This is a genomic window from Halorubellus litoreus (assembly GCF_055378595.1).
Map to the genome: position 1 here is coordinate 622,183 of NZ_AP043836.1, position 25,610 is coordinate 647,792.

The following is a 25,610-nucleotide window of genomic DNA, read 5'->3' on the forward strand; positions in this document are numbered from 1 at the left end:
GTGTCAATCCAAACAGAGACTGACCCGTGTACGTACGCTCGTAGAGGTATTAGCCGTTCCTGCGTGCGTTCTCCGCTCCGAGCCGCCGCGGGCGTGCACGGTCGTCAGGATAGGTCGACGGTCGTCAGGACAGGAGGACGCGTGCCGGTCGGACGATTCGCCGGATGGGGCGCGTGAGGAGGCCGCGGAGGAACGCGACGGTGCCGAGTTCCGAGCGGTCGAGCCGGTAGCGTTCGTCGTCGCGGACGACGATCCCTTGCTTCGTGGTGATGGCGAGTGCGTCGTCGACCGCGTCGGGGTCGAGGTCGCAGGCGTCGTGGAGTTCGCTGCGAGTGAGGGGGCCGTCCTCGAGTGCGGTCGCGATGCGGTTCGCGTGCTTCAGCGTCGCCATGACGTCGCTCCGGGAGTCGACGTCTTCGAGTGGGTCCGGGTTCGTTCCGGTGCGGGCGTCGGCGGTGGCGTCGGCGAGGAACCACGCGCCGGCGAGGAACGTGTAGACTGGGAGCCAGAGTTCGCCGTCGCCGGTGCGTGCGAACTCGACGGCGAGGACGACGCTCCCGACGAGGACGACGGCGCCGATGCCGGCCTTGACGTGGCGGTCCGGGACGGCGTCCGCGTCGGTGACGACGCCGACGAGTTCGACCGCTGCGAGCCCGATGCAGACCGAAACGATGCCGTCGACGGTGAAGTCGAGGAGCGCGTACAGGACGACGACGAACGCGGCGAGACCGAGGAGGCGGCGTGCGGTGAACCGCTCGCGCGCACTTCGGAGGAGGGCGTGACGCATACTCCTGCGTGAGTCGGCGACGATGAAAAGTGCGGTGCCATGCCGCCTGGCCTGCTCGTCGGTTCGGGCGCACCTCGGTACGGCCGGACGTCTTTCGGGCGAACGTCGGCCCGCTTCGGCAACTCGCGGAGAGTTTCTGGAACCGCAGCGCCCATAACTACCGACAATCTCTATCGGTTATTCGGAAACCTCGCGGAGTTTTCTTTCAGTTTTCCTAACACTTAATAAGAATGCTACACAGACGTATGAGTGACCATGGCACAAACCTGTGCGCAGTGCGGAACCGCCATCGACGGCGCGGACGTCCGCTACACCGAACACCGCGCCGACGGAACCGACACGTACTGCTCCGTGAACTGCATCGCCGACGTCGACCACGTCGACGAACACACCGCCAGGACCCGCCTCTTCGACGACCCGCTCGAAGCCTGAACTCGCACCCACCCCACTCCCCCCTCGAAACCCGCTCCACTCCCTTCCACGCCGCTACTCGCACTCTCCCCACGCTCACCACCCGACACCCCGCAGCGCACTGGTAGCAACGCCGACCCGGCCGCGTCAGAACGGGAACGACGACCGCAGTCGCGAGAACACGCCCGTCTCCCCGTCCACGTCGCCGTCGTCCGCCGCGAACCGTCGAACCGACTCGGGGTCAGCGAGCACCGTCCTCGCGACCACCGGCTCCGACACCCACTCGAACGCATCCGTGCCGGAAGCACACTCCTGACCACCGTCGGAAGCGGTCAGCGACTCGTCACCACGCGTCGGGTCCTCGCCGTCGGCCGCCGCCATCGGTTCCTCCGACGGACACCATCCTGACTCCGCCGCCGCCACCGGTTCGCCCGACCCATCGAACGACGAGCCGGGAACTTCGCGCGAGTCACCGGCTCCGGACGCACTCGCGTCCACCGAACGCGGCTCGGGTGCGTCCTCGAACCCCACCACGTCCTCGGGGTCGGGCGTCGAATCGTCCGTCGCTTCAAGCCGGTCGTCGACGTCCGCCGCGAACGCCTCGAACGCCGGTGGCGCCGGAACGACGTCGGCCTCGCTCGCTCGTCGGTCCGCGAGCATCACCTCCTCGGGCGTGTCCTCCTCGAACCGCTCGAAGAGCGCGTCCACGGACGCCTCGACGAGCGACGGATCGACGCGCCCGCCAGCGAAGACGTCGTCGACGCCGTCACGCGCGAACGGCTCGACCCCGTCCTCGACCGGACCGTCGCGTTCGTCGTTCTCGGACTCTCGCATCACGACACGAACGTCCGAGTCCCCAGTATTAAATTTTTGTTATAGTACACCGAAAATAGGGCGGCGGCGGTCTTCGAGAACCGAGAGCGACCCCAGAACCCCGAACGTGTCTCAGTCGCGTCCGCGGACGCCGAGCGCCACGAGCGCACTCACGACCGCGACCGCCGCAGCGACCGCGCCGAAGCCGGGAGCACCACCGGTACCACCGGAACCGGTCGTCGACCCATCCGCGGCGGTCGCCGTCGACCCCGCGGACGTCGTCGTCGGCGCCGGCGCGGTCGTCCCCGTCGCCGTCACCACGATGGACGTCGTCCGGCTCGCGTTCGCGACCTTCGTCACGCCGAACGCGGACGCGACCGGCGTCCCGCCGACGGTCACCCGACGGTCCGCGCTCGCATCGAACTCGCCGTCACCGTCGTCGTGGTAGACGGCCGCGGTCAACTCCGCGGACTCGTTCCGGTCCAGGGACTCGTAGAACGACGACTCCAGCGGCACGGAGACGTTCGCGTTCGTCCCCGCCGACACCGGCGCGGACCCCACGACCGTCCCGTTCTCGTCCTCGACCGCCACGAACCCCGAGCGGTTCGACTCCACGCGCATCACGGTCACCGACGCGTCGTCGATGCGTTGACTCCCGAAGTCCCGCGCGACCACGTTCACGTTCCCGTCGTCACTCACGTAGATCGGGATGACGGACCCCGCGACACGCCCCTGGATGCCCGTGAGCGCGGTGTCCTGGTTCGGTTCGAACTCGCCGTCGCCGTCGGTCCGATGGAGCGCCACCCAGACCTTCGCGACGCCATCGATCTGCGAGAGGAACTCCTCGTCGACGTCGATCTCGTAGTTCTCGTCGGGGCCAGCCGACAGCGCGACGTGCCCGATGGCCTGCCCCATCTGGCCGCCCCTGTCGATGTGGACGACCGCGTACCCGTCCTGGAGCATGAACGACCGTTCGACGACGACGTGGTCGTCGACGACCTGCGCGTCCGCCGTCAGGTGGTTGCCGTGACCGGCGACGGGGAGCGCGGCGAGCGCGGCGAGGACCACGACGCAGGCGAGGACCGGAGCGAGGTACCGACGCATGTGCATGAGTGGTGGTTGGGTTCTTTAGTGTTTGTCGGGAGCGACCGCGTGAACGAAACCCGCCGCGAGGCGGGTGGTTCCGTGAGCGAGTCGGTCTCAGACGGTGAACGACCGCGCGGGAAGCTGGCGGAACGCGCGCTCGTAGCCCTCGTGACGCGCGACCTGCGAGGGCGTGGTCGCGCGAACGACCACCTCGTCGCCGGCCTCGACGCCGTCGACGGCCGCGCCGTAGTGGTACCCCATCTCGCCGTCGAGGACGGGCGCGAGCCGGTCGTCGAACACCGTCTCGCCGTCCCGGGTCACCGTCGCCTCCAGGCCCATCATCGGGACGACGAACCCGTTGTAGCGGGTGCGCGCGGAGACGTACAGGTAGTCGCCGTCGTCCGCGAACCGGCCGCCGCCGTCGACGTGAGCGGCGACGAGGTTCGCGCCGTCGGCGAGCTTCGACCCGACGACGGTCCCGGGGAGCGCGTCCGGCTCGGGGAGTTCGCCCATCGGCGCGTTCATCGACCCCATCGGCTTCACCGCACCGGCCTTCCCGCCGGCGTCGACGTCGCGGACGCTGAACTCGCCGGCGACGGCCTCGCTCCACTCGAAGGGAATCTCGATGCTCGCGGACTCCCCGTACTTCCCGGCGAGCGCGCCGACGCCCCGCGTCGACCCGAGGCCCTCGAAGTTCACGCGCGCCACGTACTCGCCGAAGTCCGGCAGCTCGAAGTTCGCACCGTAGTGAAAGCCCATGCGCTGGGAGAGCATCGGGTACGTGACCTCCTGCGTGACCGTCTCGCCGTCCCGGACGACCTCGGTGTTCACGCTCGAGGGCAGGACCTGGTTCGTCTCCGCGTCGAACACGGACGCCATCATGTGGAAGCTGTCCGCGTCCGTCGTCTCGGTCTTCTCGACGCTCCGCCCGTTGATGTTCCAGAAGTTGTGCGGGATGGAGAGCATGAGCATCGCGCGGAGGTCGCCCGACTTGCCCATCCCCGACATCACCATCTGGTCCATGAACGTCTGGACGTAGATACCGGAGGGGCCGTCGGGGGTCGTGGTCGTCGGTTCGGCGGTGTCGGTCGGGTCGCTATCGGTCTCGGTCCCGCCGTCGCCCTGATTCAGGCAGCCGGCGAGGCCGACGCCGGCCGCTGCTGCGGGGACGGACTGGAGGAGGCGGCGTCGTTGCATGCACGCACCTAGTCGAATGCAAAGAAAAACGATTGTGGTTCACGCATCGAACCGCCGGTTCCCGCCGCCGTACGGAGTCCATCCGACCAGCGGCGCGCGTCACGGTGCGGCGAGCACGTAGAGCGAGGCGACGGTGTACGCGACCATGAGCGCGGCGAGCGGTGCGTGGCCGCGACGGGCTCGACGGGGGTCGGGGAACGTGCGCTCGGTCGCGAGGTGCGCGGCGACGACGGCGACGAGGTGGCCGCCGACGACGAGCGCGACCTGCGTCGTCCACACGGCGACCGGCGCGAGCGCGCTCCCCGGGTCGAGCGCGAGCGGGACGCCGACCGCGCCGACCGCGCGTTCCAGGAGTCGCGTCGCGTTCACGAGCACGTAGGGATAGTTGTGCGCGACGTCGTACGCGACCGCGATGGGGAGCAGGGTCGCGGCGAGGTATCGGAGCACGCGCTCGGCGTCGGCGCTCCCGACTCTGGCGGCCGGCGCGGTCGGCCGGTCGCCCTCGGCGGTCCCGGCTTCGACTCTCTCACTGGTCGTCCGACCGCCGTCGGTGCTCGCGGGCGCCCCAGCGGCTATCGAGACGGCGCGACGAACGAGGACGGCGCCCGCGAGGAACGCCGCGAGGAACCCGACGTAGATGGCGAGCCCGGCGTACGCGCCGACGACCCCGCCGAGGGTTGCGAGGGCGCGCGCGGCGGCGGTCGTCTCGACGGCGCCGTCGAACGTGACGGTCGCCGCGGCGACGACGACGAACGCGGCGGTGGCGACGTCCGCGAGCGGTCGCGCGCTCCCGACCCACGGCGGCCGGAGGAAGACGACGACGCGCGCCCGGTGCGCCTCGCTCCCGTCCGCCCCTGTGGTCTCGCTGCCGGCATCGTGCTCGTACGCGACGGGGGCGACGCGGCCGGCGAGCCGGTAGAGCACGGCGAACGCGTCGGCGCGGTCGAGCGCGGCCCGACCGAACGCGAGCCCGAGTGCGAGCATCGCGAACGCGTACGCGGCCAGGAGCACGACCGTGAGGCGGCCGTCGTCGGGAATGACGGTGAGGTTCTCGGCGACGCCGACGACGGCGACGAGGCCGACGACCGCCGGCCACGACCCGAGGCGGTCGGGGTACTCGCGGACGCCCAGTTCCCGGCCCTCCAGCGCGGCGAGTGCGTCGTACGCGACGTGCCACGGCGAGACGAGTCGCCACGGCGAGCCGACGGCGGCGGCGACGACGAGCGACCCCTTGAACAGTATCGGCCAGACGAGGATCTCCGCGAACGTCACGGCGGCACGGCTCGTGAGGCCGGACGCGACCGCGGCCGCGACCGCGAGGGTCGCGAGGACGCGCACCGAGACGGTGACCGCGCGGACCACGCGCGCGTCCAGCGACCCGATTCGGACGCGTCCCGTCGGCGGGTCCGGGCCGACGGCGAGTCCGACCGCGGTCCCACCGACCGCGAGCGCCGCGCCCACGACGAGCGCGACGAACGGCACGGGCGGCGTCTCCACCGTCGTCCCGTGCGCGCTCGCGACGCCCGCGACCGCCGCGAGCGCTCCGAGCGCGAGCACCGTCGACGCGAGTGCGCGACGCCCACGGCGTCGGGACCCGCGTCCACCTGAACCGTCTTCCTGCATCGGTCGAACCTCCGACAGCGCGGTACAAGTGCGCCGTGGTTCGCCGGTCGAACCGACCGCCCGGAACAGTCCCGTGGTTCGCCGGTCGAATCGACCGCCCGGAACAGTCCCGTGGTTCGCCGGTCGAAGGCCGCGGTCGAGAGCGGGCGCTTATCCCCGTCCATCCCGGAGGCGTGCGTATGCGAGCGGTCACCGTCGTCGCGGTCGCGGTCGTCCTGGCGAGCCTCGCGGGCGCCGTTCTCCTTGGTGCGACCGGCGCGCTCGTCGACGGCGACGGCGCGGCGACGCTCTCGACGACGTGGACGAGCGACTCGGCGGTCCCGTCGGACAACAACCACCACGAGGTCGCGGTCGGCACCGTCGGGGACGAGTCTCGCGTGTTCGCGCCCATCTCCTCGACGCGTGCGGTGGACGCGTGCGCGCTCGTCGCGTTCGACGCCGCGAGCGGCGAGGAACGCTGGCGCGACCCCGTTCCGAGCGCGAACTGCACGGTGCACGCGGTCGCGGACGTCACCGTCGCGGACTACGACCGGGACGGCACCACGGAGGTGCTCGCGACCACGACCGAGCAGGTCGTCGTCGCGTACGCGCCCGGTGGCGAGGTCGAGCGCGAGTGGGAACTCTCGGCGTACGGGTACACGAAACCCGTCGTCGCGAACGTCACTGGCGACGCCGCGCCCGAGGTCGTCGTCGTCGACTCGCGCGGCCTCGTCCAGGTCCTCGACGCGGACGGTGGCGTGGCGTGGCGCGACGACCGCGACGGCTACGTCTGGGGGTCGCCCGTCGTCGACGACGTCGACGCCGACGGCGCGGTCGAGGTCGTCGTCGCCGACAGCACCGGCGCGATGACCGCGTACACCGCGTCCGGTGGCGTCGACTGGAACGTCCCCCTCGACGGCGAGGCGGTGACGTGGCTCGGGCACGGGGACGCCGACGCCGACGGCGTCACCGAGTTCTACGCGGGCACCCCGACCGGGTTCGTGTTCGCGGTCGACGGCACCGGCGAGCGCGCGTGGACGACCACGCGCAGCGACCTCACCGCGACGAGCGCGGTGGTCCGGGACGACGCCGGCGGCGGCGCGTTCGTCGCGAGCGACGACGGCACCGTCGCGCGCCTGAACGCCACCACGGGCGAGGTCGTCTGGGAGACGACGGTCGCGAGCGACGCCGTCCAGATGATGCCCCCGCCGGTCGCCGGCGACGTCGACGGCGACGGCAACGCGGAACTCGCCGTCGCCGCACACGACGGCACCGTCGCCGTCCTCGACCCCGAGACCGGCCGGACGCTCGCGAGCGTCGGCCACGACGACCGCGCCTTCGCCGCGCCCGTCCTCGACGACGTCGACGACGACGGCCGCGACGAGATCGTCGTCATCTACGCCGACGGCACCGTCCGCCGGTTCGACTACGACGACTGACGCCGACCGCGGGGCCCCGCAGCGTCCCGGACGACGCGGTCGGGCGCTCGTCGAGGACGGGACGCGGCACAAGCTTTTCACCGCCCGACCTCGGATTCCCGACAGATGGACCGACGACCGCTCGTCGGCGTCGTACTCGTCGCTGCCACCACCGCCCTCCTGCTCGCGAGCCTCGTCGCCGTCACCTTCGGGACGCGTTGGGGCCACGAGGTCTACCTCTTCCCGTACGCCATCGGCGCATCGACGCTCCCGGTCGTCGCCGCGCTCGCGACCCGGCGGTACCGGCTCGTCCTCCCGACGTTGCTCGTCCCCGTGGGCGTGCTCGCGTTCGTCGGCGGCGTCGTCTGGAACGGCGCGAGTTGCCTGCAGGGCGCGAGCGACGGGTGGTACTTCCGGTACGACCCGGTCCGCAACGTCATCCGGTACGGCGGGAGCGTCGGCACCTGTCGCGCGGAACCGAACGCGCCACTCGTCCTCCTCGGGTACGCGCTCGCTACCCTCGGCGGCCTCCAGACGCTCGACGGCGTGACCGCTCGCCGATGGTCGCCACTTGACTCCTCCGCGCTCCCGGTCGTCGGCCGAGTCCTGCCAGCGGGCGACTCCGAGAGTAGCGACTCGACGAACTGAGGCGCATCTCGGCACTCCCGGTCACGACCTCCGGCGGGGACGCCGTCGTCAGTCGACGTCGTACGTGTCGCGGACCGTCGACGCGAGCATCCCGTCGCGGTCGAGCGCGACGTACACCACCACGCAGCGTTCGTCGACCGGGTCGAGCACGAACACCTCGCGCGCCCCGCCGTCGCGGTCGCCCGCGTCGACCCGCGCCAACAGCGGGTCGAGAGGGCGCGCGCCCGTCCGGAACTCCTCGAAGAGGTCGCGCTCCCCGGGTTGTTCCGCGAACGTGTACAGCGCACCGTTCTCCGCACCGTCCGTGTTCCGCGTCACGCGCGAGTTCACGCCCTCGCCGCGGCGCTTCGCGTCCGCCCACGTCTCGCGCGCCGCCTCGAACAACCCCGTGACGTCGCGCGCGAACGAGAACCGCGTGTCGCGAACGACGTCCAGCGCCGCGACCGTCGGCGGCTCGGTCTGCCAGTCCAACGTCGCGGACACCACCATCCCGGGATGCAACTCAGCGACGCCCTCGGCGTCGTGCCCGTCGCGAGCGATCGCCGTCACCTCGTACGCGCCCGGTTCGTCCGTCGTCGGGTCCGCAGGCACGCGAACGAACGCGAGCGAATCCCCGCGGCGAGCGCTCTCGTACACGCGGAACGTCTCCATCTCCGCCGGTACGCCCGCCGGTTCCTCGCCTTCGTCCGGTACGCCCGATGGGCCGTCGTCTGCCGTCACGTCCCGCACTCGGCGCGCCACACGGGTAAGCGTCGCGGGTCGACACGAAGCACCGCGGGCCCACACACCCCCCGCATCCACACTCACGGCACCGTCACCGCGCGCGCTGCGACGGCAGAAGGCCACGTTCAAGACCCTACCCGCCCGTTCATCGAGCAGAGATGACCATCCCCTCGTTCGTCATCGGCATCGCGGGCGGCACGGGCGCGGGCAAGACCACCGTCGCTCGCGAGGTCGCCGATTCCGTCGGCGAAGCCGTGACGCGCGTCCCCATCGACAACTACTATCACGACCTCTCGCACCTCGAGATGGACGAACGCGAGGACGTGAACTACGACCACCCCGACGCGTTCGAGTGGGATCTCCTCATGGAGCACCTCGACGCCCTCCTCATCGGCCAGTCCATCGAGATGCCCCAGTACGACTTCACGCTCCACAACCGGAAGGACGAGACCGTGCACGTCGAACCGTCGGACGTCATCGTCGTCGAAGGCATCTTCGCGCTCTACGACGACGCCGTCACCGACCGCTGCGACCTCAAGGTCTACGTCGAAACCGACGCCGACGTCCGCATCCTGCGGCGCATCCGCCGGGACGTCATCGAACGCGACCGCGACCTCGAAGGCGTCATCGACCAGTACCTCGGTACGGTCAAACCGATGCACGAACAGTTCGTCGCTCCGACGAAGAAGCACGCCGACATCATCATCCCGGAAGGCGCGAACCAGACCGCGGTGAACCTCCTCACGGAGAAGGTCGAGGTCGAACGGAGCGGCGTCGCCCAGGGCCTCGCGAGCGAATGGGAGCGCAAGCCCGTGGAGGTCGCCGACGCCGACGGCGACCGCACGACCGTCACGCCCTCCGCGGACGAGGACGGCGAGGATTGAACGCATCCACCGCCCGGGAAACCCACTGCAAGCGGCCGAGTCGACGCGGATGCGAGATTCCACATCACTTATGCCGTTCGGTGTGAGTAATTTTCTCTATGAGTACCCAATCACGCACCGCGGACCCCAACGAGTACGAGGAAGGGTTCCTCAGCCAGAACACGTGGCTCCGACCGGTCGCGATCTTCGTGGTCATCTGCTTCGGGTTGCTCGCGCTCATCATCGGCGCGAACGCGACGATGGGCTGGCTCGGCGGCCGCTTCGGTCAGGTCCTCTTCGGGATGGTCGCGTCGCTCGTCTTCATGAGTTTCGTCCTCAGTACGGTCCTTCTCGTCGTCAACGGCGCCCGCTACATCTACAACAACCGCTGACTCCGAGTGCGCTCGACCACGATTCTCGCTCGACGTCGAACGCGAACACCCGCTTCTGCAGACATCAGTTCCCGGTGAGTGCGCTCGCGCCGTCAGTATGGTCGCGAGCGCGGAGACCGAAGTGCCCTCACCTGCGAGCACCCGTATGTCGGCCTCAATAGAGTAGTGGAGTGCTCCGAGCAGACCGCAGTCCGAAGACACACCCCACAGATACTACCAACCGGCTTCGAACCGCTCCGAAGAATAGACAGCGTCCATATAAATCAGCGACGGGCTTCAGTCCTCGACCAGCAACCGATACGAACGTGACGTCGAAGCAATCACCGACGCGACGACGAATCATCCAGGTGAGCGCCGCAACCGCGACCGCCGCCACCCTCGGCACCACCAGCGTACCCACCGACTCCGGCACGTAGGAGCTCTCGAAGAGCCCCGTCGACGTCACCCTCCACGACGTCGAGCCGACCGCCGCGAACGCCTTCGCCGTCGGCGGCGCCACGACGAGTACGACGTCGAGACCAGGAACCTCGAATCGCACTCCGCGCCCAACGACGTCACGAACACCTTCAACGACGTCGCCGTCACCGGCGACGCCGGCAAAGCGACCGTCTACGTCGCCGGCGACTCCGGGAGCGTCCACTACTCGTCCGAGAACGGCGCGAGCGTGACGTGGAACTACGTCGCCGTCGGCCAATATGCCGCCATCCAAGCCATCGACTGCCACGACCCCAGTACCGGGCACGCCGTGGACGTCCGCCGCACCAGCACGGACACGGGCGGCCAGAAGGAACTCGAGTTCCGCATCGAGAACGTCGACGACGACACCGTCGACGCGTTCCACTTCGCGGCCACCAACGTCAACTCGTAACGCCCACACGAGACGACGCCGTTCGCACCGCACGCACCCGGTTCAGCGACGTCGCAAGACGACGAAGAACCCCGGATTAGCACCCGTCCGGCGCTGATACGGCGCCCGCCAAGCGGTGACGAACCCCCAATCACCCGTCCCCGTGAACCGCTCGCGTAACTCCACCGGATGGATGCCGTACCCCGGATGACCGGGGCGGCGTGCGTCACCGAGCACGCAGTACAGGCCGCCGGACGGGACGACCGCAGTGAGACCCTCGACGAACCGGTCGCGTGCGGCGTCGTCGAACACGTGGTACATCGCGGAGTCCAGGACCGTCCGGAAGGAGAACCCGACGGCAGCGAGCTCGTCGAGCGCCAGCGCATCCCAGACGAGGAACCGCGCGTCGATACCGCGCGCCGCCGCCTTCTCGCGAGCCTGCGCGATCGCGACCGACGAGATGTCGACGCCGAGAACGTCGAACCCCTGTCGCGTCAGATACAACGTCAACTCGCCAGTCCCACAGCCAACGTCGAGCACCGGACTCCGAACGCCCCCGCGCTCCTCGAACCACACGAACGGCCACTGCGGCCGCCCGACCTCCCAGTTCGGGAACCCCGCATAGGACGCATCATACACGTACGACAACGTCCTATCCGGCGACGAAGACACACCACTCATACCCCAACCAACACGACCCGAACCTAAAACTCCGAACCCCCAACACGACGCACAGAACCCACCCTAACAATCCAACAGTGACGAGAACGAAGAGCGAAAGGAAGCCGGTGGAGGGGGATTTGAACCACGGTCGCAGCACGCTGCTCCCTGTCTCAAATCCCACCAGTCGCTCTTCGTCCTCACTTCGTTCGGCCAGAAGAGCCGGTGGAGGGATTTGAACCCTCGGCCTATTCCTTACGAAGGAATCGCTCTACCTCTGAGCTACACCGGCGCACTACTGCGCTTCCACTAACTCGTAGGAGCGATAACCCCAATAAGGGTTGCGAATCGGGGCGGGCGTGCTACGCCGAGACGACCCTGACGTCGAGGCAGACGTTGACCTCGTGCGGCGCGTACGACCGCACGACGTGACGGGTCTCGACGGTGACGTCGTACGCTGGCTCGAACGCCTCACGGATCGCGCGCTCCCCGGGCCCGAACGGATCGTCCTCGTGCTGGATGTCGTAGAGGTGGAGCACGCACTCCTCGCTCGCCAGCGTCACCGCCGTGTCGAGGAACTCGCTCGCGGTATGCGGGAGGTTCAGCACGAGTCGGTCCGCCCACCCCCCGTAGTCGCCCGCGACGTCGCGGACATCGCCCTCGATGGCCGTGACGCGGTCCGCGACGCCGTTCCGCTCCGCGTTCTCCCGGAGGTACTCGACAGCGACCGGATTCAGGTCGACGCCGACCGCCTCCGCACCACGCTTCGCCGCCGGAATCACGAACGGCCCAACGCCAGCGAACATGTCGAACACGCGCTCGCCCGGGTCGACCTGACTCGTCACGCGATGGCGCTCCGTCGCGAGCCGCGGCGAGAAGTACACTTCCGCGAGGTCGAGGTGGTACTCGCACCCGTACTCGCGATGCACCGTCTCCGTCGACGACCCAGCGAGCACGTCCCAGTCGCGCACCCGGAGCTCGCCCTTCACCTTCGACGCCCGATTCAGGACCGCCCCCACCGGCAGGTCCGACGCCACCACCGCATCCGCGATCTCGCGAGCGCGCTCGTCGTCGTCCTCGTCCAGGATGACGACGTCACCGAGGCGTTCGTAGCTCGGCTCGAACCCGAGCACGTCCGCGGGCGTCGTCTGCGTCTCCCGGTCGGGGACCGCTCGCGCCACCACCTCGAACCCGTCCGGGACGCCCGCCGCGTCCACGACCGGAATGTAGAGCACGCCGTCCTCGACGACGATCTCGCGAGAATCGTCGAGGACGCCCGCGTCCGCGAGCACCTGCCGCGACTCCTCGCCCGCCTCCCGGTCCACGCGCACGCACGGCTCGTCCATACCCAGACGGGCGAGACGCGCGACCCTGAACCTGACGGAGTACGCCCACGCATACTCTCGCATCAGGGGTCTCCACGGCGACGCGGACCGACGGCTTGAACGCCGCCGACGCACACACGAACAGTATGCTCACGTTCATCGGCCTCGGGCTCTACGACGAGCGCTCCATCACCGTCGAAGGCCGCGACTCTCTCCGCGACGCCGACCGCGCGTACGTCGAGTTCTACACGAGCAAACTCCTCGGCGCCACCGTCGACGACCTCGAACGCCACCACGACGTCGACATCGAGGTCCTCGAACGCGCGGACGTCGAACAGCACCCCGAGCGCGTCCTCGACGCCGCCGAGACCGAATCGGTCGCGTTCTGCACCGCCGGCGACACCATGATCGCGACCACGCACACCGACCTCCGCTTGCGTGCCACAGAGCGCGGCATCGACACCCGCGTCGTCCACGGCGTCACCGCCGAGACCGCCGCCGCCTCCCTCACCGGCCTCCAGAACTACCGGTTCGGGAAAGCCACCACGCTCCCCTTCGAGTACGCGCACGCCGGCAGCGACGTCCCCGACAGCGTCCTCGACACCATCACCGCGAACCGCGACCGCGGCCTCCACACCCTCGTCTTCCTCGACATCAAGGTCGGCGACGACACCGCCGGCGCCGACGTCCGCGACGGCGACGAGTACATGACCGCCAGCCACGCCGCCAGCCGCCTCGCCGCCCACCACCCCGACCTGGTCGCCGTCGTCGTCGCCCGCGCCGGCAGCCCCGACCCACTCGTCCACGCCGACACCCTCTCGAACCTCGCCGAACGGGACTTCGGCGACCCCCTCCACCTCCTCGTCGTCCCCGGCGACTGCCACCTCCTCGAAGCCGACGCCCTCGAAATACTCGCCGACGCTCCACGCGACAAACTCGACGTCGTCTGACCGACTCACAAGCCACTCCACTGTCGTCTTTCCTCACCAGCTCCCACTATCGTTCGCAGTCACGACACCCAGGTCCTGCGAGCCCAGTCGCCACCACCGGCCTGGCGCGGGAGCGGGCGCGACCGCGAACGCCAGTGAGCGGGTCGCGCGCCCACCCGCGAGGGACGCCGCCGCGTCGCGCGAGCACCGCGAGCGCGACCAGGCAGCGTCGGCTGGGGAGGACGAGGCCCACCACTGGCACCGCGAGCACGAGCACCCAGCCACCACACACCCAGCTCAAAAAGCACCACCAGCCACAGCACCGCCACCAGTCACACCACCACCAGCCACAGCACCGCCACCAGTCACACCACCACCACCAGCGAACCCACACTCACACACCACACCCGACGACACAACCCCACACTCACCACGCAGCGAGCACGAGACTGCCGTCGCTATCGAGCGTAGCGCGCGAAGAAAAATCGAACGTGAAGACCGAGTAGAACTCGGTTAGTTAGCTGGCGTTAGTTGTCGCGACGGGTCGCGAGGAGCGCAGCCGCAACGAGTGCGACCAGCGCAACAGCGACACCGAAGCCGGGCTGACCACTGGAATCCTCAGTCGTGGTCGGCTCGGACGTCTCGGGGGCCTCCGACGTCGTCGGCTCGTCGGTCGGCTCCGTCGTCGTCGGCTCGTCCGTCGGCTCCGTCGTCGTCTCGTCCGTCGGCTCCGTCGTCGTACTGGTCTCATCCTGCACCGTGATACCGGCCGTGACAGCTGCGTTGTCACCGACCATCACACCGTGCGTGTAGTCACCAGTCGCCGAGGGAACCGTGTACTCGAACGTGACCTGGGTCGTCGAACCTGCGTCAACGGAGACGTTCTGCGTCGACTCCGTCGTCCCGTTGAACATGTACGCGACCTCGGTCTCGCCCGAGGAGTCGCCAGTGTTCTCGACCGTCGCGGTCACCGTGATCGTCGAACCGGGGGCAGCCGTCTCCGGCGCGTCGAGGGACGCGAGCTGGATGTTGGCGGCACCGCCGATGCGAGCGTTCACCGTGTCCTTGGTCTGCGAACCGTCCTTCACGGACACCGTGAAGTTGGTGCCGGTCGGGATGTCAGCGACGTCGAGCGTCGTGCTCCACGTGCCGTCCTCCTGGACCGTCGCGGTGGCCGTGCGGAGGAAGGGGTTCTGACCGCCGGAGCTGCGGGCGGTCACCGTGAGGTTCGAACCTGCTGCGAGGCTGGACGTACCGGAGACCTCCGCCGCGTCAGACTGCGTGACGGTGAGCGGGTTCTCGGCGTCGTCCTGCGGTGCGTCGACGTTAGCCGTGCGGCTAACAATCGAGAACGTCGTCGAGGTCGAGGCGTCCGACGTGCGGTACGTCGAGAACGCTTCCTGGTAGCTGAGGGTTGCAGCGTAGACCTCAGTCGGCGTGTTGGAGTTGACCTCGAACTTGTTGAAGTCGCCCGTGTCGAGGTACACGTAGATCGTGTTCCCGCTCGGCGAGAACACAGCCTGCGTGTCCGACGTGGACGTGTCGATGCTCTTGCGCTGCGTGTTCGTCGGCGTGGAGTCCGCCGTCTGAACGATACTGAAGTTCGCGCCGTTCGCGAACGCACTGAAGCCGTCCTGGCCCGATGCCGGCGGGGCTCCGAGCTGGCCGAAGACGCCAGCCGTCTGCATCTCGACGACAACGTAGTCGCCCTTCGCGATGGAGCTGTCCTCGGAGATCTCGTTGAACAGGTAGTTCGGGGCCGTGGAGCTCTCGGACGCCGTCGACGGCGCCGTCCACGTCTGGATCGAGTTGCTCACGTCGGTCGGCGAGTTGAGAACGACCGTCGCAACGTCAGTCTCCTGACCGTTGACGGTGACGTTCACGGGGTACTCGCCGCCCGCGAGGGCACCTTCACTGAACGAGGTGGAGCCACTCACGCGGCTGACGGAGTCGTCACCAGCAGCCTCGAAGGTGTCGCTACCGGTGCCAGCGTGGTAGCTGTTCCAGTAGAACGTGACGTAGCCGTCGTCGTTCTCGTCAGTGACCTGAACGACCTCGTTGTAGTTGACGCTGGGGCCGCCGACCTGCACGTTCGCAGAGTTGGCGGTACCAGTGAGCGAGACGTTGATCGCGACAACGTCACCGCGCTGCTCGGAGATCGCCTTCGTCACGAACTGCGCGTTACCCGTCTGGGCCGCCTCAACCGTGAGGTCGACCGACGAGGTGACGCCAGTGTCCGGGACGAGGAAGTCGATCGTGTAGTTACCAGCGGAGACACCCGTGAAGTTCGCGGTCAGGGTGTCCGTGGTGGTACCGGAGACAGCGACGTAGTCGTTCTCGCCGTCACCGTCGACGTCGGCGAGCGTACCGGCGCCGCCGAGGAGGCTCTGAATCGTGCTCGGGTCGACGTCCGGCGAGCTGATCCAGTGGTCGTAGCTACCACGGTTCGATTCAACGGTGATGTCGGTGTTCGTACCCTCACCGTCGTTCTTGACCGTGGTCGGATCCGCGGAGGCACTGTAGTCCTGCGGCGAGATCTTGAACTTGACCGTCTCGTTGTCGCCCGGGAACGTCTCGCCGGAGTCGGCGGACGTGTCCGTGAGGCGGTACGTGCCGGTCTCGTAGCCACTCGTGCCGGTGAGGAAGGCCTCACCGAAGGAGTTCACGTCAACGACGGTGACGAACTGCCAGCCGCTGCTGGTCTGGCGCTGAAGCTCGACACCCTGGTCGTTGTCCGTGAAGCCAGCACGGTAGAGGGTCTGGCCGGACCACGTACGGACGTTGGGCGTGATCTCCTTGTCGTAGTCGGAGGAGCTCGCGAGCGCGCCAACGGTGAACGTGACGGAGTCGCTCGCGCTACCGCCCTTGTCGGCGATGGTGAGCGAGACGTCCTTCTCCTTCGCACCCGTGTCCACGGTCATCGTCGCGGAGATCGTGGCGGTGTGGACACCGTTACCCGTCTCGTCCTTGACGGTAATCTCTGCGTTACCGTTGTTGGTCTGGGTATCGGTGACGGAGACTTCAGGGTTACCCGAGGACGCCGACACTGCCGTCACGTCGACGTTCGAGAGCTCGGAGTAATTGACGCTGATCGTGTGCTGTTCGTTTGCGCTGACTGTAACGTCGAAGGACACGGCCTGGGTCTGCCCATCCGTGTTGGCGTCGACGTCATCAGCGGAGTTCGCGCTGATGCTACTGAGGTTCGCGGCAGCTGCTCCGGAGAGCGCGACGGTGCCCGCAAATACGGAGAACACCATCAGCGCTGTCAGGACCAGCGCGCGGAGTTTGTTGTTTTCGTCTGTCATGTGTTGTTGGATCGCTTCGGCGGCGACCGCAGCTTTTCTCGATGTCGCCCGAGACCTGTGGGCGCACCGATACTCGCTACTGTCACCATGGGTAGGGGTACAACAGAAAGGCACGACCCATTGTTATAAATGTCTTGTGGTGGATTCGGTTTCGTGGTATTGCGTCACACACGCTCTGTGTGCCGTTTTCTCACGATTCCAGTCGGCGTCGGACGCACGGCAGACACCCCAGGAAGGTATATAAACGAGTCGCGGAGCGCTGCAAACCGCCCGATAACAACCCGGTTACGAGTCAACACGCAGCCGGTCACGAAGCGTCGACGCGAAGACCGGTCATCGGCGAGAGAACCGGTCATCGACGCGAAAACCGGACACCGTCATCGACACGAAAACCGGACAGAACGACGACGCGCGCACACGAGCGACGTCAGTCGGGTTGCAACGACGGTTACTCGCCTGGCGCGTCCGTCGGGTTCAAGAGCTCTATCTCGTGACCGTCCGGGTCCTTCGTGAACGCGAACATGTCGTCACACGATTCGGGGTCGCGGTACGCCTCGGCCCCCCGCACCACGAGTTCGTCCCACGCCTCGTGGAGGTCGTCCACGCGCACGCACACGTGCCCCCACGCATCACCCATGTCGTACGTGCGGCCGTCGTAGTTGTACGTCAGCTCGACCGCCATCGCCTCCTCGCCCGCATCCTGGGGCTTCAGGAAGTAGTTCGCGAACGTATCGCTCTCCCAGCGGCCCGTGTGCTCGTACTCGAACTTCCGCGTCCAGAACCCGATCGCCTCGTCCGCGTCCTCCACGCGCATCATCGTGTGGTCGAGACTCCAGCGCGCGCCGTGGTCGCGCTCGACGAGTTCGACCTCGTGCCCGTCCGGGTCCTTCACGAACGCGTAACTCCCACCGCACGACTCGGGGTCGCGGTAGTCCGCCACGCCAGCGTCCATCAGTTCCTCGTACGCGTCGAACACGTCCTCGACGCGGACCGCGATGTGGCCCCACGCGTCACCCATCTCGTACGTCCGGTCGTCGTGATTGTACGTCAGTTCGAGGACGGCAGCGTCCTCGCCCGCGTCCTCGGGGCCGAGGTAGACGTTCGTGAACGTGTCCGCCTCCCAGCGACCCTTCTCCTCGTACTCCAGATGCGTCTGGTACCAGTCCAGGGACTCCTCTAAGTCTTCGACGCGCATCATCACGTGGTCGAGTGCGTACGTCATACTCGACGCTTCGAGTGGCGGACTCAAGACGATACCGGACGGAGAAATCGACGAACGATGGTCGGGCCGACCGCCGCGAACCGACCTCGCTCCGTTCACCGAATCAGAACCGGCAGCCGTGCGCTCGCAGCTCTCATCCAGACAATTCGTCCGAAGCCACCCAGCAACTCACTCCACGGCGACTGCTTCCGGGTCCAGTCGCTCTACGACCCCGTCGAAGTCGTCGTCGAAACTCAGTACCGCGTCGATACCGCGCCGCTCGCAGAGCGCGACAGTCGTCGCGTCCGTGAAGCTCAACCCGTGATCGTCGTATCGTTCGAACGTCTCAATCGCCGCATTGAACACCGTCCCCGACACGCGAAGGAGTTCGTACACCCGAGGATACGTGTCCGCGCCACGAATCCGTTCACCGAGGCGCTTCGCCGGCCCGAACGACCCGCCGCGTGCGAGCGTCAGCGTCACAGCCTCGTCGTAGACGTAGTCGCTGACGTACGGCTGCCCGAACTCGCCATCGTAGACGGCGTCCAATGCATCGCTCGCGGCATCGTGTCTCGCCGCGTCCGTGTCGTGGTCCGCGTACAGGACACCGGTGTCGACGAGCACCGTCATCCGTACAGTATCTCGTCGATGTCCTCCTCTTCGGTCGTCACGCCGGAACTGAACCGCCCGTGCCCCATCGCCTCCTTCTCCGTGGCCGATAGCGGCACTGTCGACTCACGGAACGAGTCGACGACGTCGTCTTTGTCACCGTAGGCGTCGTCGATGAGCCGGGAGAGTAACTCCTGCTGGGTGACCGACTCTCCCGTCCGCAACCGGATCTCTGCTTGCAGCTCTTCGAGTCGAGATTTCGCGTCTTCGTCGACCTTCACGGCCTTCGACATACGCCGTCGTTACGTCCGAAACTGCGTAAATGTTTCCACCAGCTGCTCGTTGTCGGGTTGCACTCGATAGCGCTCGCGTACCTCCAGAATGGAACGTCACCTGCTGTGGAACGTGAGATCGAAAGAAAACCGAACTGGGAGGTCGACGAGCGCCCGTCGGTGCCGGCTCGCCCGACCTCATTCCGTGACCGCTCGCCGGTCCGACGACCCCGAGTCAGACGATGTCGACGTCGACTCGCTCGGCGACCCCGAGCACGCCGAAATCGGTGTCCGCGACGGCGAGCGTTTCGTCGAGGTAGTCGATGAGGGCGCTACTGTCGTAGAGCGTCGTCGAACGCAGACATCGTCCGTCATCTCCGCGCGCTTCGCTTTCGCCTTCTCGAGTGCGTCAGAGTCCACCCAGCGGCCAGCCCCATCGCGGACGCTCTCGCGGCGTTCGCGGACGGGTCGGGCGAACAGTTCGTCGACCGTCTCGTCTTCCCGTTTCTGTGGGGCGAGGGCAGCGTGCGTGTCGTCGACCCGAATGCTCTTGGGAAAACGTATCGGATACGAAGAGAGATTCAAGAGTCTTCGGTCGGCCAGGGCCTCGACCGGTTACTTCCGGAGGACGAGCTTCAGGACGTCCTCGTCCGCGAGCTCGTGCTCGCGACCGACCTGCTGGCCGTCGTGCTTCGCGCTCTCGCCGCGGACGCGCGCGAACCGGAAGCGCTCGTCCATCTCGCTCCCGAGCTTCGAGAGCGCATCGTCGATACTCGACCCCTCGGGGACCACGAGCGGTTCCTCCCAGTCGACGCCACGCCCGGGTTTGTCCATGTAGACGCGGATGAGCCCGAGCTGCTTCCAGATGCGTTCCTTGAACGCCTCGAGACCCTTCTCCTTCTCCGCGGAGATGAACGTCACCTCCTCGGGGTCGAGGTCGTGCTCGCGGAGGTTCTCGAACACCGTCTCCTTGTACCCGGGGTCGATGAGGTCGGCCTTGTTCACGATCGTGATAGAGGGCAGGTAGACGCGGTTGTCCATGATGCCGTCGATGAGGCGGTCCATGTCGAGTTTCTCGCCGAGGTTCACGTCCGCGTTCACGTACCCGTGCTCGCGGAGGATGTCCGTGATCGTCTTCTCGTCGAGGTCCTGGTCGGCCGCCGACGTGACGCGGATGCCGTCCTTGTGCTTCTTCCGGATGGTGACGTTCGGGGGCTGCTGGTCGACGCGGATCTTGATGTCGTACAGCTCCTTCCGTAGTCGCGCGTACTGCTCGATCTCGAACGGCGACAGCACGAACGCGATGAGGTCCGCGCTCCGGACGACCGACAGCACCTCCTTCCCGCCGCCGCGTCCCCCGGCAGCACCCTCGATGAGGCCCGGGACGTCGAGGATCTGGATGTCCGCGCCGTTGTACTCGAGCATCCCGGGGTTCACGTTCAGGGTCGTGAACTCGTAGGACCCGACCTCGCTGTCGGCGTTCGTGAGCGAGTTGACGAGCGTCGACTTCCCGACGCTCGGGAACCCGACGAGCGCGACGCTCGCGTCCCCGTGCTTCTCGACGGCGTACCCGCCGCCGCCACCGGACCCCGACTGGTTCTCGAGCTTCTCCTTCTTCTCCGCGAGCTTCGACTTCAGACGGCCGATGTGGGCTTCCGTGGACTTGTTATAGGGCGTATTCCGGATCTCCTCCTCGATTGCGTCGATCTCCTCTTCGAGCCCCATCGTTACTCCAGACTCCGCTATCCCGACCGAAAAACCTGTTCAATCGCTACCCGACCGCCGTCGCGGTGCGACCGTCGCGGTCGCGTGGACGGGTTCGGACCGCGTCGAAGAAGCGTGATAGAGGGGTGCGTCGGGCGCGCCAGCGTTCGATGCCGCGTCAGTCGTCCGAGACCGCGGACTCGACGGAGTCGGTCGTCGCGCTCGGCGAGTCGAGATGACACGCGGACTGGTGACCGGGCGAGGTCTCCGCGAGCGACGGTGCGTCGCGCTCGCAGACCGTCTCGAACTCCGTCGACAGGAGTTCGTCGGCGCCCGCCAGGTCGTCGCTCACGATCCGTTCGAGCGCGTCGGCGAGGACGGACTCCGCACGCCCGTCCTGGAGCGACTCGGGGATGCCGAACTCGTCGCGGATCGCGGCCTTCGCGGCGTCGTCCGACACCGACCCGGGCTCGACGTCCCCGTCGCGCTCGGTCGCGACGAACTCGCGGACCGCCTCGATGTCGATGTCGCGCTGCGCGAGGCGCGTCCGGAGGTCCATGACCGCGCGCCAGTGCTCCTGCTCGAAGTCGTAGTCCTCGGGCTGGATGACGTCCGGGCAGCGCGTGTGGAACCGACAGCCACTCGGCGGGTTCGACGGACTCGGCACGTCGCCCGACAGCGTCGTCCCCGCACGGTCCACGGTCGGGTCCGGCACCGGGATCGACGACAGCAACGCCTGCGTGTACGGATGCTGCGGGTTCCGGAACAGCTCCTCGGTCTCCCCAATCTCGACAATCTCACCGAGGTACATGACGGCGACGCGGTCGCAGATCTCGCGGACGACCGCCATGTCGTGACTGATGAGGAGGATCGACAGCCCGAACTCCGCCTGGATGTCCTTCATCAACGTCAGTATCTCCGCTTGCACGGAGACGTCGAGCGCGGAGACGGGTTCGTCCGCGACGATCAGTTCGGGGTTCGTCACGAGCGCTCGCGCCAGACTGATGCGTTGCTTCTGGCCACCGGAGAACTCGTGGGGGAACCGATGGTAGTCGTCGCGCGACAGCCCGACGCGGTCGAGGAGGTTCCGCGCGATCTCCTGGCGCGCCGCCTTGTCCTCGATACCGTGGATGCGGAGCGGTTCGGCGATGCTCTCGCCGACCCGCATCCGCGGGTCCAGGCTCGACGACGGGTCCTGGAAGATCATCTGGGCTTGCCGGCGGAACTGCTTGAGTTCGGCCGGGTCGAACTCCGTCACGTCGTTCCGATGGCGCGCGTCCGCGGCTGTCTCGGTCGCGTCCCGTGCCTCGCCGTTGAAGATGACCTCGCCGGCGGTCGGCTCCTCCAGTTGGATGATCGACGTCGCCGCCGTCGACTTCCCGCACCCGGACTCGCCGACGAGTCCGAGCGTCTCGCCGCGCGGGATGTCGAAACTGATGCCGTCGACCGCCTTCACTGACCCGACCTGCTTCTTCAGGATACCCTGCGTGATGGGGTAGTGCTTCTTCAGGTCGCGGACCTCGAGCAGCGGTTCGTCAGTCATCGTTCATCCCTCCGGTCCGTTCAGTGCCGCCGTTCCCGGCGGCGCTACCGGTCGATAGCTCCGCGTCGAGGATGCGGGACTCGTCGTAGCCGGGGCCGTAGTACACGCACGAGACGCGGTGGTCCGCGGTCCCCGTGTCGTACAACGTCGGCTGGTCGCCCTTCTTGCAGTCCTCGACCGCGTGCGGGCAGCGGTCGGCGAACCGACAGCCGTCCGGCGGGTTCGTCGGGTCCGGGAGCGACCCCTGGATGCCCTTCGTCGACTCGCCCCTGCCGGGCAAGCACTCCATGAGCGCTTGCGTGTACGGATGCGCGGGCTCCTTGAATATCGTGTAGACGTCGCCTTCCTCCATGAGCTTGCCCGCGTACATCACGAGCACGCGGTCGGCGACCTCGGCGACGACGCCGAGGTCGTGCGTGATGAACAGGATGCTCATCCCGAACTCCTCCTGGATGTCCTCGAGGAGGTCCAGGATCTGGGATTGGATGGTGACGTCGAGCGCGGTCGTCGGCTCGTCCGCGATGAGGAGGTCCGGTTCGGGCGCGAGCGCCATCGCGATCATCACGCGCTGCTTCATCCCCCCGGAGAACTCGTGGGGGTAATCGTCGAAGCGCGCAGTCGCCTCCGGGATACCGACCCGGTCCAAGAGCTCGATGGCGCGCTCGCGCGCCTCGGCCTCCGAGACGTCGTCGTGGAACTGTATCGCCTCCACGATCTGCCAGCCGACGCTATAGCAGTGATTCAGCGCGTCCTGCGGGTTCTGGAAGATGTGACCGATCTCCCCGCCGCGGAGGTCGCGGAGTTCCGCGTCGCTCAACGCGCCGACGTCCCGGCCGCGGAACCGCACCTCGCCGTCGATGTGCGCGGGCGGCATCGAGAGGATGCGCGTGATGGATTCGCTCGCGACGGTCTTCCCGGACCCGGACTCGCCGACGATACAGACGGTCTCGCCTTCGTGGATGTCGAAGTCGAGGCCGTCGACCGCCGTCAGCGTGCCTTCGTCCGTGGTGAACGTCGTCGTGAGGTCTCGTACCGACAGTAGTGGATCTCTCGTACTCATTATTCGCCCTCCGTCTCCGCTTGCGGGTTCAGTGCGTCGAGCAGTGCGTCACCGAGGTAGTTGAACGCGAGGATGATGAGGAACAGGAACACGCCGGGGATCGTCGAGATCCACCACGCGAACGACAGGCTCGCGCGCCCCGACGCGATCGCCGACCCCAGCGACGGGACGTCCGCCCCGAGTCCGAGGAACGCGAACGCCGCCTCGAACAGGATGAAGCTCGGGATGAGCAGCGACAGGTCCGTGATGATGCTGCTCGCGGTGTTCGGGATGAGGTGCCGGCGGATGATGAGCCACGTGCTGCCACCCGTGGCTTTCGCGGACTTGATGTACTCCTCCTCGGTCTTCTGGAGCGCGTTCGACCGCACGTACCGCGCGGTGTTCCCCCAGCTGAAGAACCCGAAGATACCGATGAACAGGATGAGGCTCGCGCCGAACTGGTAGGTCAGGAGGAGGAACAGCAGGAAGCTCGGGAACGTCTGCTGGATGTCGACGTACCGCATCAGGAACTCGTCGACGAGCCCGCCGCTGTACGCGGCGACCGTGCCGACGAGACTCCCGATTATCGTCACGATGAACGCCGACATCAGTCCGATCTTCATGCTGATCTGCATCCCGTACACGATGATCTTCACGATGTCCTTCCCACCGTCAGTCGTGCCGAGCGGGTACTTCCAGGTACCGTGGCACATCCCATCCGAGACTCGACCCGTGCACTCGATGACCGCGGACTTCGGGACGCTCGTGTACACGGGCGGCTGGAACTTCGCGAACAGCGTCAGCTCTGGTTTCGGGACGACCAGCGGCCCGAAGACGCCGACAACGAACGTCACGATGAGGAACCCGAGACTCAGGATCGCTGGACGGTTCTCCTTGAACCGTTCCCAGTAGTACCGCGACAGATGCGGGTTCTCGAAGATCGGAACGACCCCGAAGAAGAACAGCAGCAGGATCGTCAGCGCGAACATGTAGTCCAGTTGCGTGACCTGGTACGCCCACCCGATCGCCTCGAACGTCGCCTCGCCCTTCGGGACGGCGAAGTAGTCGTAGAGGAAGATGGCGGCAAGTACCAACGTCGTCACGACCATCCCACTCGTTTTCGCGGAGAGGTTCAGCCGACTCGTGCGTTCGACGTCGTTCCAGTCGATGTCCTCGAATCGGGTCGGCGTGGAATCGTCTGCCGACATCATCGATCACCGAAGCTGATGCGCGGGTCGAGCACTGTGTAGACGATGTCCTGGAGCAGGTTCCCGATGACCGCGATGAAGATGAACACGAACGACGTGCCGAGCACGAGTGGCGTGTCCTGGGAGAGCGTACCCCGCAAGAGCAGTCGCCCGAGCCCGGGAATCGAGAACACGGTCTCGACGAGCACGGACGACCCCGTGAACAACGCCAGGAGCGTGCCGACGTACGTCGTCGACATCGGCACCGACGCCGGACGCAGGATGTGCCGCGTCAGGATGCGCTGGCTGTTCGCGCCCTTCGCTCGCGCGGTCTTCACGAAGTCCGTGTTGAGGTACTCCGCGGATTCGTTCCGGGAGACGCGCTGGATGCCCCCGACCGAGCCCGTGACGAGCACGAACACGGGGAGGATGAGTTGCTTGAAGTTCGCCCACGTGAACACGCCCACGTCCGTCTGGTACGTGATCGGCACCCACCCGAGGACGACGCCGAACACGAGCAGGAGCATGATGCCGAACCAGAAGTTCGGGATGGAGAACCCGAAGAACGCGAAGAACGTCATCAGGTTGTCCCGCCACGAGTACTGGTGCGCGGTCGAGTACAGGCCCGCAGCGGTCCCGAACACGATGGTCAGGATCGTCCACGGCACGGAGTACTGGACGGTGTAGTAGAGCGCCGTCCAGACCGCCTCGGTGACGGGCTGGGAGCGACTCTCGGAGAACCCCCAGTCGAGCGTGAAGACGTTCTCCATGTAACTGCCGTACTGCACCCACAGCGGCTCGTTCAGGCCGCGGAGCTCGCGGAGGCGTTCCTGTTCTGCGGTGGCGTTCTTCCCCGCCTGCGCGGCCGCTTGCCCGGCCTGGATGATGTCCTGGTCGGGCGTCAGCCGGAGCATGAGCCAGGTGACGGAGACGATGATGAACGTGACGACGACTGCCCACATGAGCCGCCGTGCGACGTACCACCTCATGGTGGCGTCGCTATCCCAGCGGCTCTCGGCGAGTTATGCGAACGATGATAGGTCATGGGT

The 25,610-nt window shown here is 67.3% G+C and carries 25 protein-coding genes and 1 tRNA gene; 7 read left to right on the top strand and 19 right to left on the bottom strand.

Annotated features, from left to right (window positions below):
* Positions 1-124 precede the first annotated feature (124 nt).
* Positions 125-787, bottom strand: coding sequence for a hypothetical protein (locus ACZ48X_RS07360; protein ID WP_336349765.1), 663 nt, complete (start codon positions 785-787; stop codon positions 125-127).
* 255 nt (positions 788-1,042) lie between these two features.
* Between ACZ48X_RS07360 and ACZ48X_RS07365 the strand changes: the two genes are divergently transcribed.
* Complete coding sequence (locus tag ACZ48X_RS07365) at positions 1,043-1,219, top strand: hypothetical protein (RefSeq protein WP_336349764.1); 177 nt, start codon at positions 1,043-1,045, stop codon at positions 1,217-1,219.
* 126 nt (positions 1,220-1,345) lie between these two features.
* Here ACZ48X_RS07365 and ACZ48X_RS07370 read toward each other — a convergent pair whose 3' ends face one another.
* From ACZ48X_RS07370 to ACZ48X_RS07385, 4 genes are all read right to left on the bottom strand, one after another.
* Positions 1,346-2,032, bottom strand: a complete 687-nt coding sequence (locus ACZ48X_RS07370) for a hypothetical protein (RefSeq protein WP_336349763.1) — start codon at positions 2,030-2,032, stop codon at positions 1,346-1,348.
* Positions 2,033-2,143: 111 nt separating this feature from the next.
* Complete coding sequence (locus ACZ48X_RS07375; protein ID WP_336349762.1) at positions 2,144-3,115, bottom strand: DUF7282 domain-containing protein; 972 nt, start codon at positions 3,113-3,115, stop codon at positions 2,144-2,146.
* Positions 3,116-3,211: 96 nt separating this feature from the next.
* The gene (locus ACZ48X_RS07380; RefSeq protein ID WP_336349761.1) at positions 3,212-4,294 is read right to left on the bottom strand and encodes a DUF7350 domain-containing protein; all 1,083 of its coding nucleotides are present in this window, start codon (positions 4,292-4,294) and stop codon (positions 3,212-3,214) included.
* A 99-nt stretch (positions 4,295-4,393) separates the two neighbouring features.
* Positions 4,394-5,917 carry a hypothetical protein gene (locus ACZ48X_RS07385; protein ID WP_336349760.1) on the bottom strand — a complete coding sequence of 508 codons (1,524 nt, stop codon included), beginning with the start codon at positions 5,915-5,917 and terminating at the stop codon, positions 4,394-4,396.
* Between the two features lie 179 nt (positions 5,918-6,096).
* Here ACZ48X_RS07385 and ACZ48X_RS07390 point away from each other — a divergent pair, with 179 nt between their 5' ends.
* Positions 6,097-7,335 carry an outer membrane protein assembly factor BamB family protein gene (locus ACZ48X_RS07390; protein WP_336349759.1) on the top strand — a complete coding sequence of 413 codons (1,239 nt, stop codon included), beginning with the start codon at positions 6,097-6,099 and terminating at the stop codon, positions 7,333-7,335.
* Positions 7,336-7,440: 105 nt separating this feature from the next.
* Positions 7,441-7,962, top strand: a complete 522-nt coding sequence (locus tag ACZ48X_RS07395; RefSeq protein WP_336349758.1) for a hypothetical protein — start codon at positions 7,441-7,443, stop codon at positions 7,960-7,962.
* Positions 7,963-8,010: 48 nt separating this feature from the next.
* On the opposite strand, the gene ACZ48X_RS07400 is transcribed toward ACZ48X_RS07395, so the two are convergent.
* Positions 8,011-8,682 carry a DUF6663 family protein gene (locus ACZ48X_RS07400; protein ID WP_336349757.1) on the bottom strand — a complete coding sequence of 224 codons (672 nt, stop codon included), beginning with the start codon at positions 8,680-8,682 and terminating at the stop codon, positions 8,011-8,013.
* Positions 8,683-8,843: 161 nt separating this feature from the next.
* Between ACZ48X_RS07400 and udk the strand changes: the two genes are divergently transcribed.
* The gene (udk, locus tag ACZ48X_RS07405; RefSeq protein ID WP_336349756.1) at positions 8,844-9,569 is read left to right on the top strand and encodes a uridine kinase; all 726 of its coding nucleotides are present in this window, start codon (positions 8,844-8,846) and stop codon (positions 9,567-9,569) included.
* Positions 9,570-9,667: 98 nt separating this feature from the next.
* Positions 9,668-9,940: a hypothetical protein gene (locus ACZ48X_RS07410; protein WP_336349755.1), complete on the top strand. Its 273-nt coding sequence runs from the start codon at positions 9,668-9,670 to the stop codon at positions 9,938-9,940.
* Positions 9,941-10,094: 154 nt separating this feature from the next.
* Here the strand turns inward: ACZ48X_RS07410 and ACZ48X_RS07415 are convergent, their stop codons facing one another.
* Positions 10,095-10,580, bottom strand: coding sequence for a hypothetical protein (locus ACZ48X_RS07415; RefSeq protein WP_336349754.1), 486 nt, complete (start codon positions 10,578-10,580; stop codon positions 10,095-10,097).
* Between the two features lie 24 nt (positions 10,581-10,604).
* Between ACZ48X_RS07415 and ACZ48X_RS07420 the strand changes: the two genes are divergently transcribed.
* Positions 10,605-10,808: a hypothetical protein gene (locus ACZ48X_RS07420; RefSeq protein ID WP_336349753.1), complete on the top strand. Its 204-nt coding sequence runs from the start codon at positions 10,605-10,607 to the stop codon at positions 10,806-10,808.
* A 42-nt stretch (positions 10,809-10,850) separates the two neighbouring features.
* Here the strand turns inward: ACZ48X_RS07420 and ACZ48X_RS07425 are convergent, their stop codons facing one another.
* From ACZ48X_RS07425 to ACZ48X_RS07435, 3 genes are all read right to left on the bottom strand, one after another.
* Positions 10,851-11,468, bottom strand: a complete 618-nt coding sequence (locus tag ACZ48X_RS07425) for a class I SAM-dependent methyltransferase (RefSeq protein WP_336349752.1) — start codon at positions 11,466-11,468, stop codon at positions 10,851-10,853.
* A gap of 199 nt (positions 11,469-11,667) precedes the next feature.
* Positions 11,668-11,739, bottom strand: a tRNA-Thr gene (locus ACZ48X_RS07430).
* Positions 11,740-11,809: 70 nt separating this feature from the next.
* Positions 11,810-12,793 (bottom strand): class I SAM-dependent methyltransferase, encoded by a 984-nt coding sequence (locus ACZ48X_RS07435; protein WP_336349751.1) that lies wholly within the window; start codon positions 12,791-12,793, stop codon positions 11,810-11,812.
* A 125-nt stretch (positions 12,794-12,918) separates the two neighbouring features.
* Between ACZ48X_RS07435 and dph5 the strand changes: the two genes are divergently transcribed.
* Complete coding sequence (gene dph5, locus ACZ48X_RS07440; RefSeq protein ID WP_336349750.1) at positions 12,919-13,722, top strand: diphthine synthase; 804 nt, start codon at positions 12,919-12,921, stop codon at positions 13,720-13,722.
* A 506-nt stretch (positions 13,723-14,228) separates the two neighbouring features.
* Here dph5 and ACZ48X_RS07445 read toward each other — a convergent pair.
* The 9 genes from ACZ48X_RS07445 to ACZ48X_RS07485 all read right to left on the bottom strand — a co-directional run bounded on the left by ACZ48X_RS07445 (position 14,229) and on the right by ACZ48X_RS07485 (position 25,550).
* The gene (locus ACZ48X_RS07445; RefSeq protein WP_336349749.1) at positions 14,229-17,006 is read right to left on the bottom strand and encodes a BGTF surface domain-containing protein; all 2,778 of its coding nucleotides are present in this window, start codon (positions 17,004-17,006) and stop codon (positions 14,229-14,231) included.
* Positions 17,007-17,454: 448 nt separating this feature from the next.
* Positions 17,455-18,228 (bottom strand): VOC family protein, encoded by a 774-nt coding sequence (locus ACZ48X_RS07450; RefSeq protein ID WP_336349748.1) that lies wholly within the window; start codon positions 18,226-18,228, stop codon positions 17,455-17,457.
* 168 nt (positions 18,229-18,396) lie between these two features.
* Positions 18,397-18,837 carry a type II toxin-antitoxin system VapC family toxin gene (locus ACZ48X_RS07455; protein ID WP_336349747.1) on the bottom strand — a complete coding sequence of 147 codons (441 nt, stop codon included), beginning with the start codon at positions 18,835-18,837 and terminating at the stop codon, positions 18,397-18,399.
* Positions 18,834-19,109, bottom strand: coding sequence for a hypothetical protein (locus ACZ48X_RS07460; RefSeq protein WP_336349746.1), 276 nt, complete (start codon positions 19,107-19,109; stop codon positions 18,834-18,836). The genes ACZ48X_RS07455 and ACZ48X_RS07460 overlap by 4 nt, the downstream gene beginning before the upstream one ends.
* Positions 19,110-19,703: 594 nt before the next feature.
* The gene (locus ACZ48X_RS07465) at positions 19,704-20,813 is read right to left on the bottom strand and encodes an OBG GTPase family GTP-binding protein (protein ID WP_336349745.1); all 1,110 of its coding nucleotides are present in this window, start codon (positions 20,811-20,813) and stop codon (positions 19,704-19,706) included.
* 157 nt (positions 20,814-20,970) lie between these two features.
* On the bottom strand, positions 20,971-22,335 hold the full coding sequence (locus tag ACZ48X_RS07470; RefSeq protein ID WP_336349744.1) for an ABC transporter ATP-binding protein: 1,365 nt from the start codon (positions 22,333-22,335) through the stop codon (positions 20,971-20,973).
* Positions 22,328-23,395 (bottom strand): ABC transporter ATP-binding protein, encoded by a 1,068-nt coding sequence (locus ACZ48X_RS07475; RefSeq protein WP_336349743.1) that lies wholly within the window; start codon positions 23,393-23,395, stop codon positions 22,328-22,330. Before ACZ48X_RS07475 ends, ACZ48X_RS07470 begins: the two co-directional genes overlap by 8 nt.
* A complete protein-coding gene (locus tag ACZ48X_RS07480) occupies positions 23,395-24,582 on the bottom strand; it encodes an ABC transporter permease (RefSeq protein ID WP_336349742.1) in 1,188 nt (395 codons plus the stop codon). Before ACZ48X_RS07480 ends, ACZ48X_RS07475 begins: the two co-directional genes overlap by 1 nt.
* Positions 24,582-25,550 carry an ABC transporter permease gene (locus ACZ48X_RS07485; protein WP_336349741.1) on the bottom strand — a complete coding sequence of 323 codons (969 nt, stop codon included), beginning with the start codon at positions 25,548-25,550 and terminating at the stop codon, positions 24,582-24,584. The genes ACZ48X_RS07480 and ACZ48X_RS07485 overlap by 1 nt, the downstream gene beginning before the upstream one ends.
* Between the last annotated feature and the right edge of the window lie 60 nt (positions 25,551-25,610).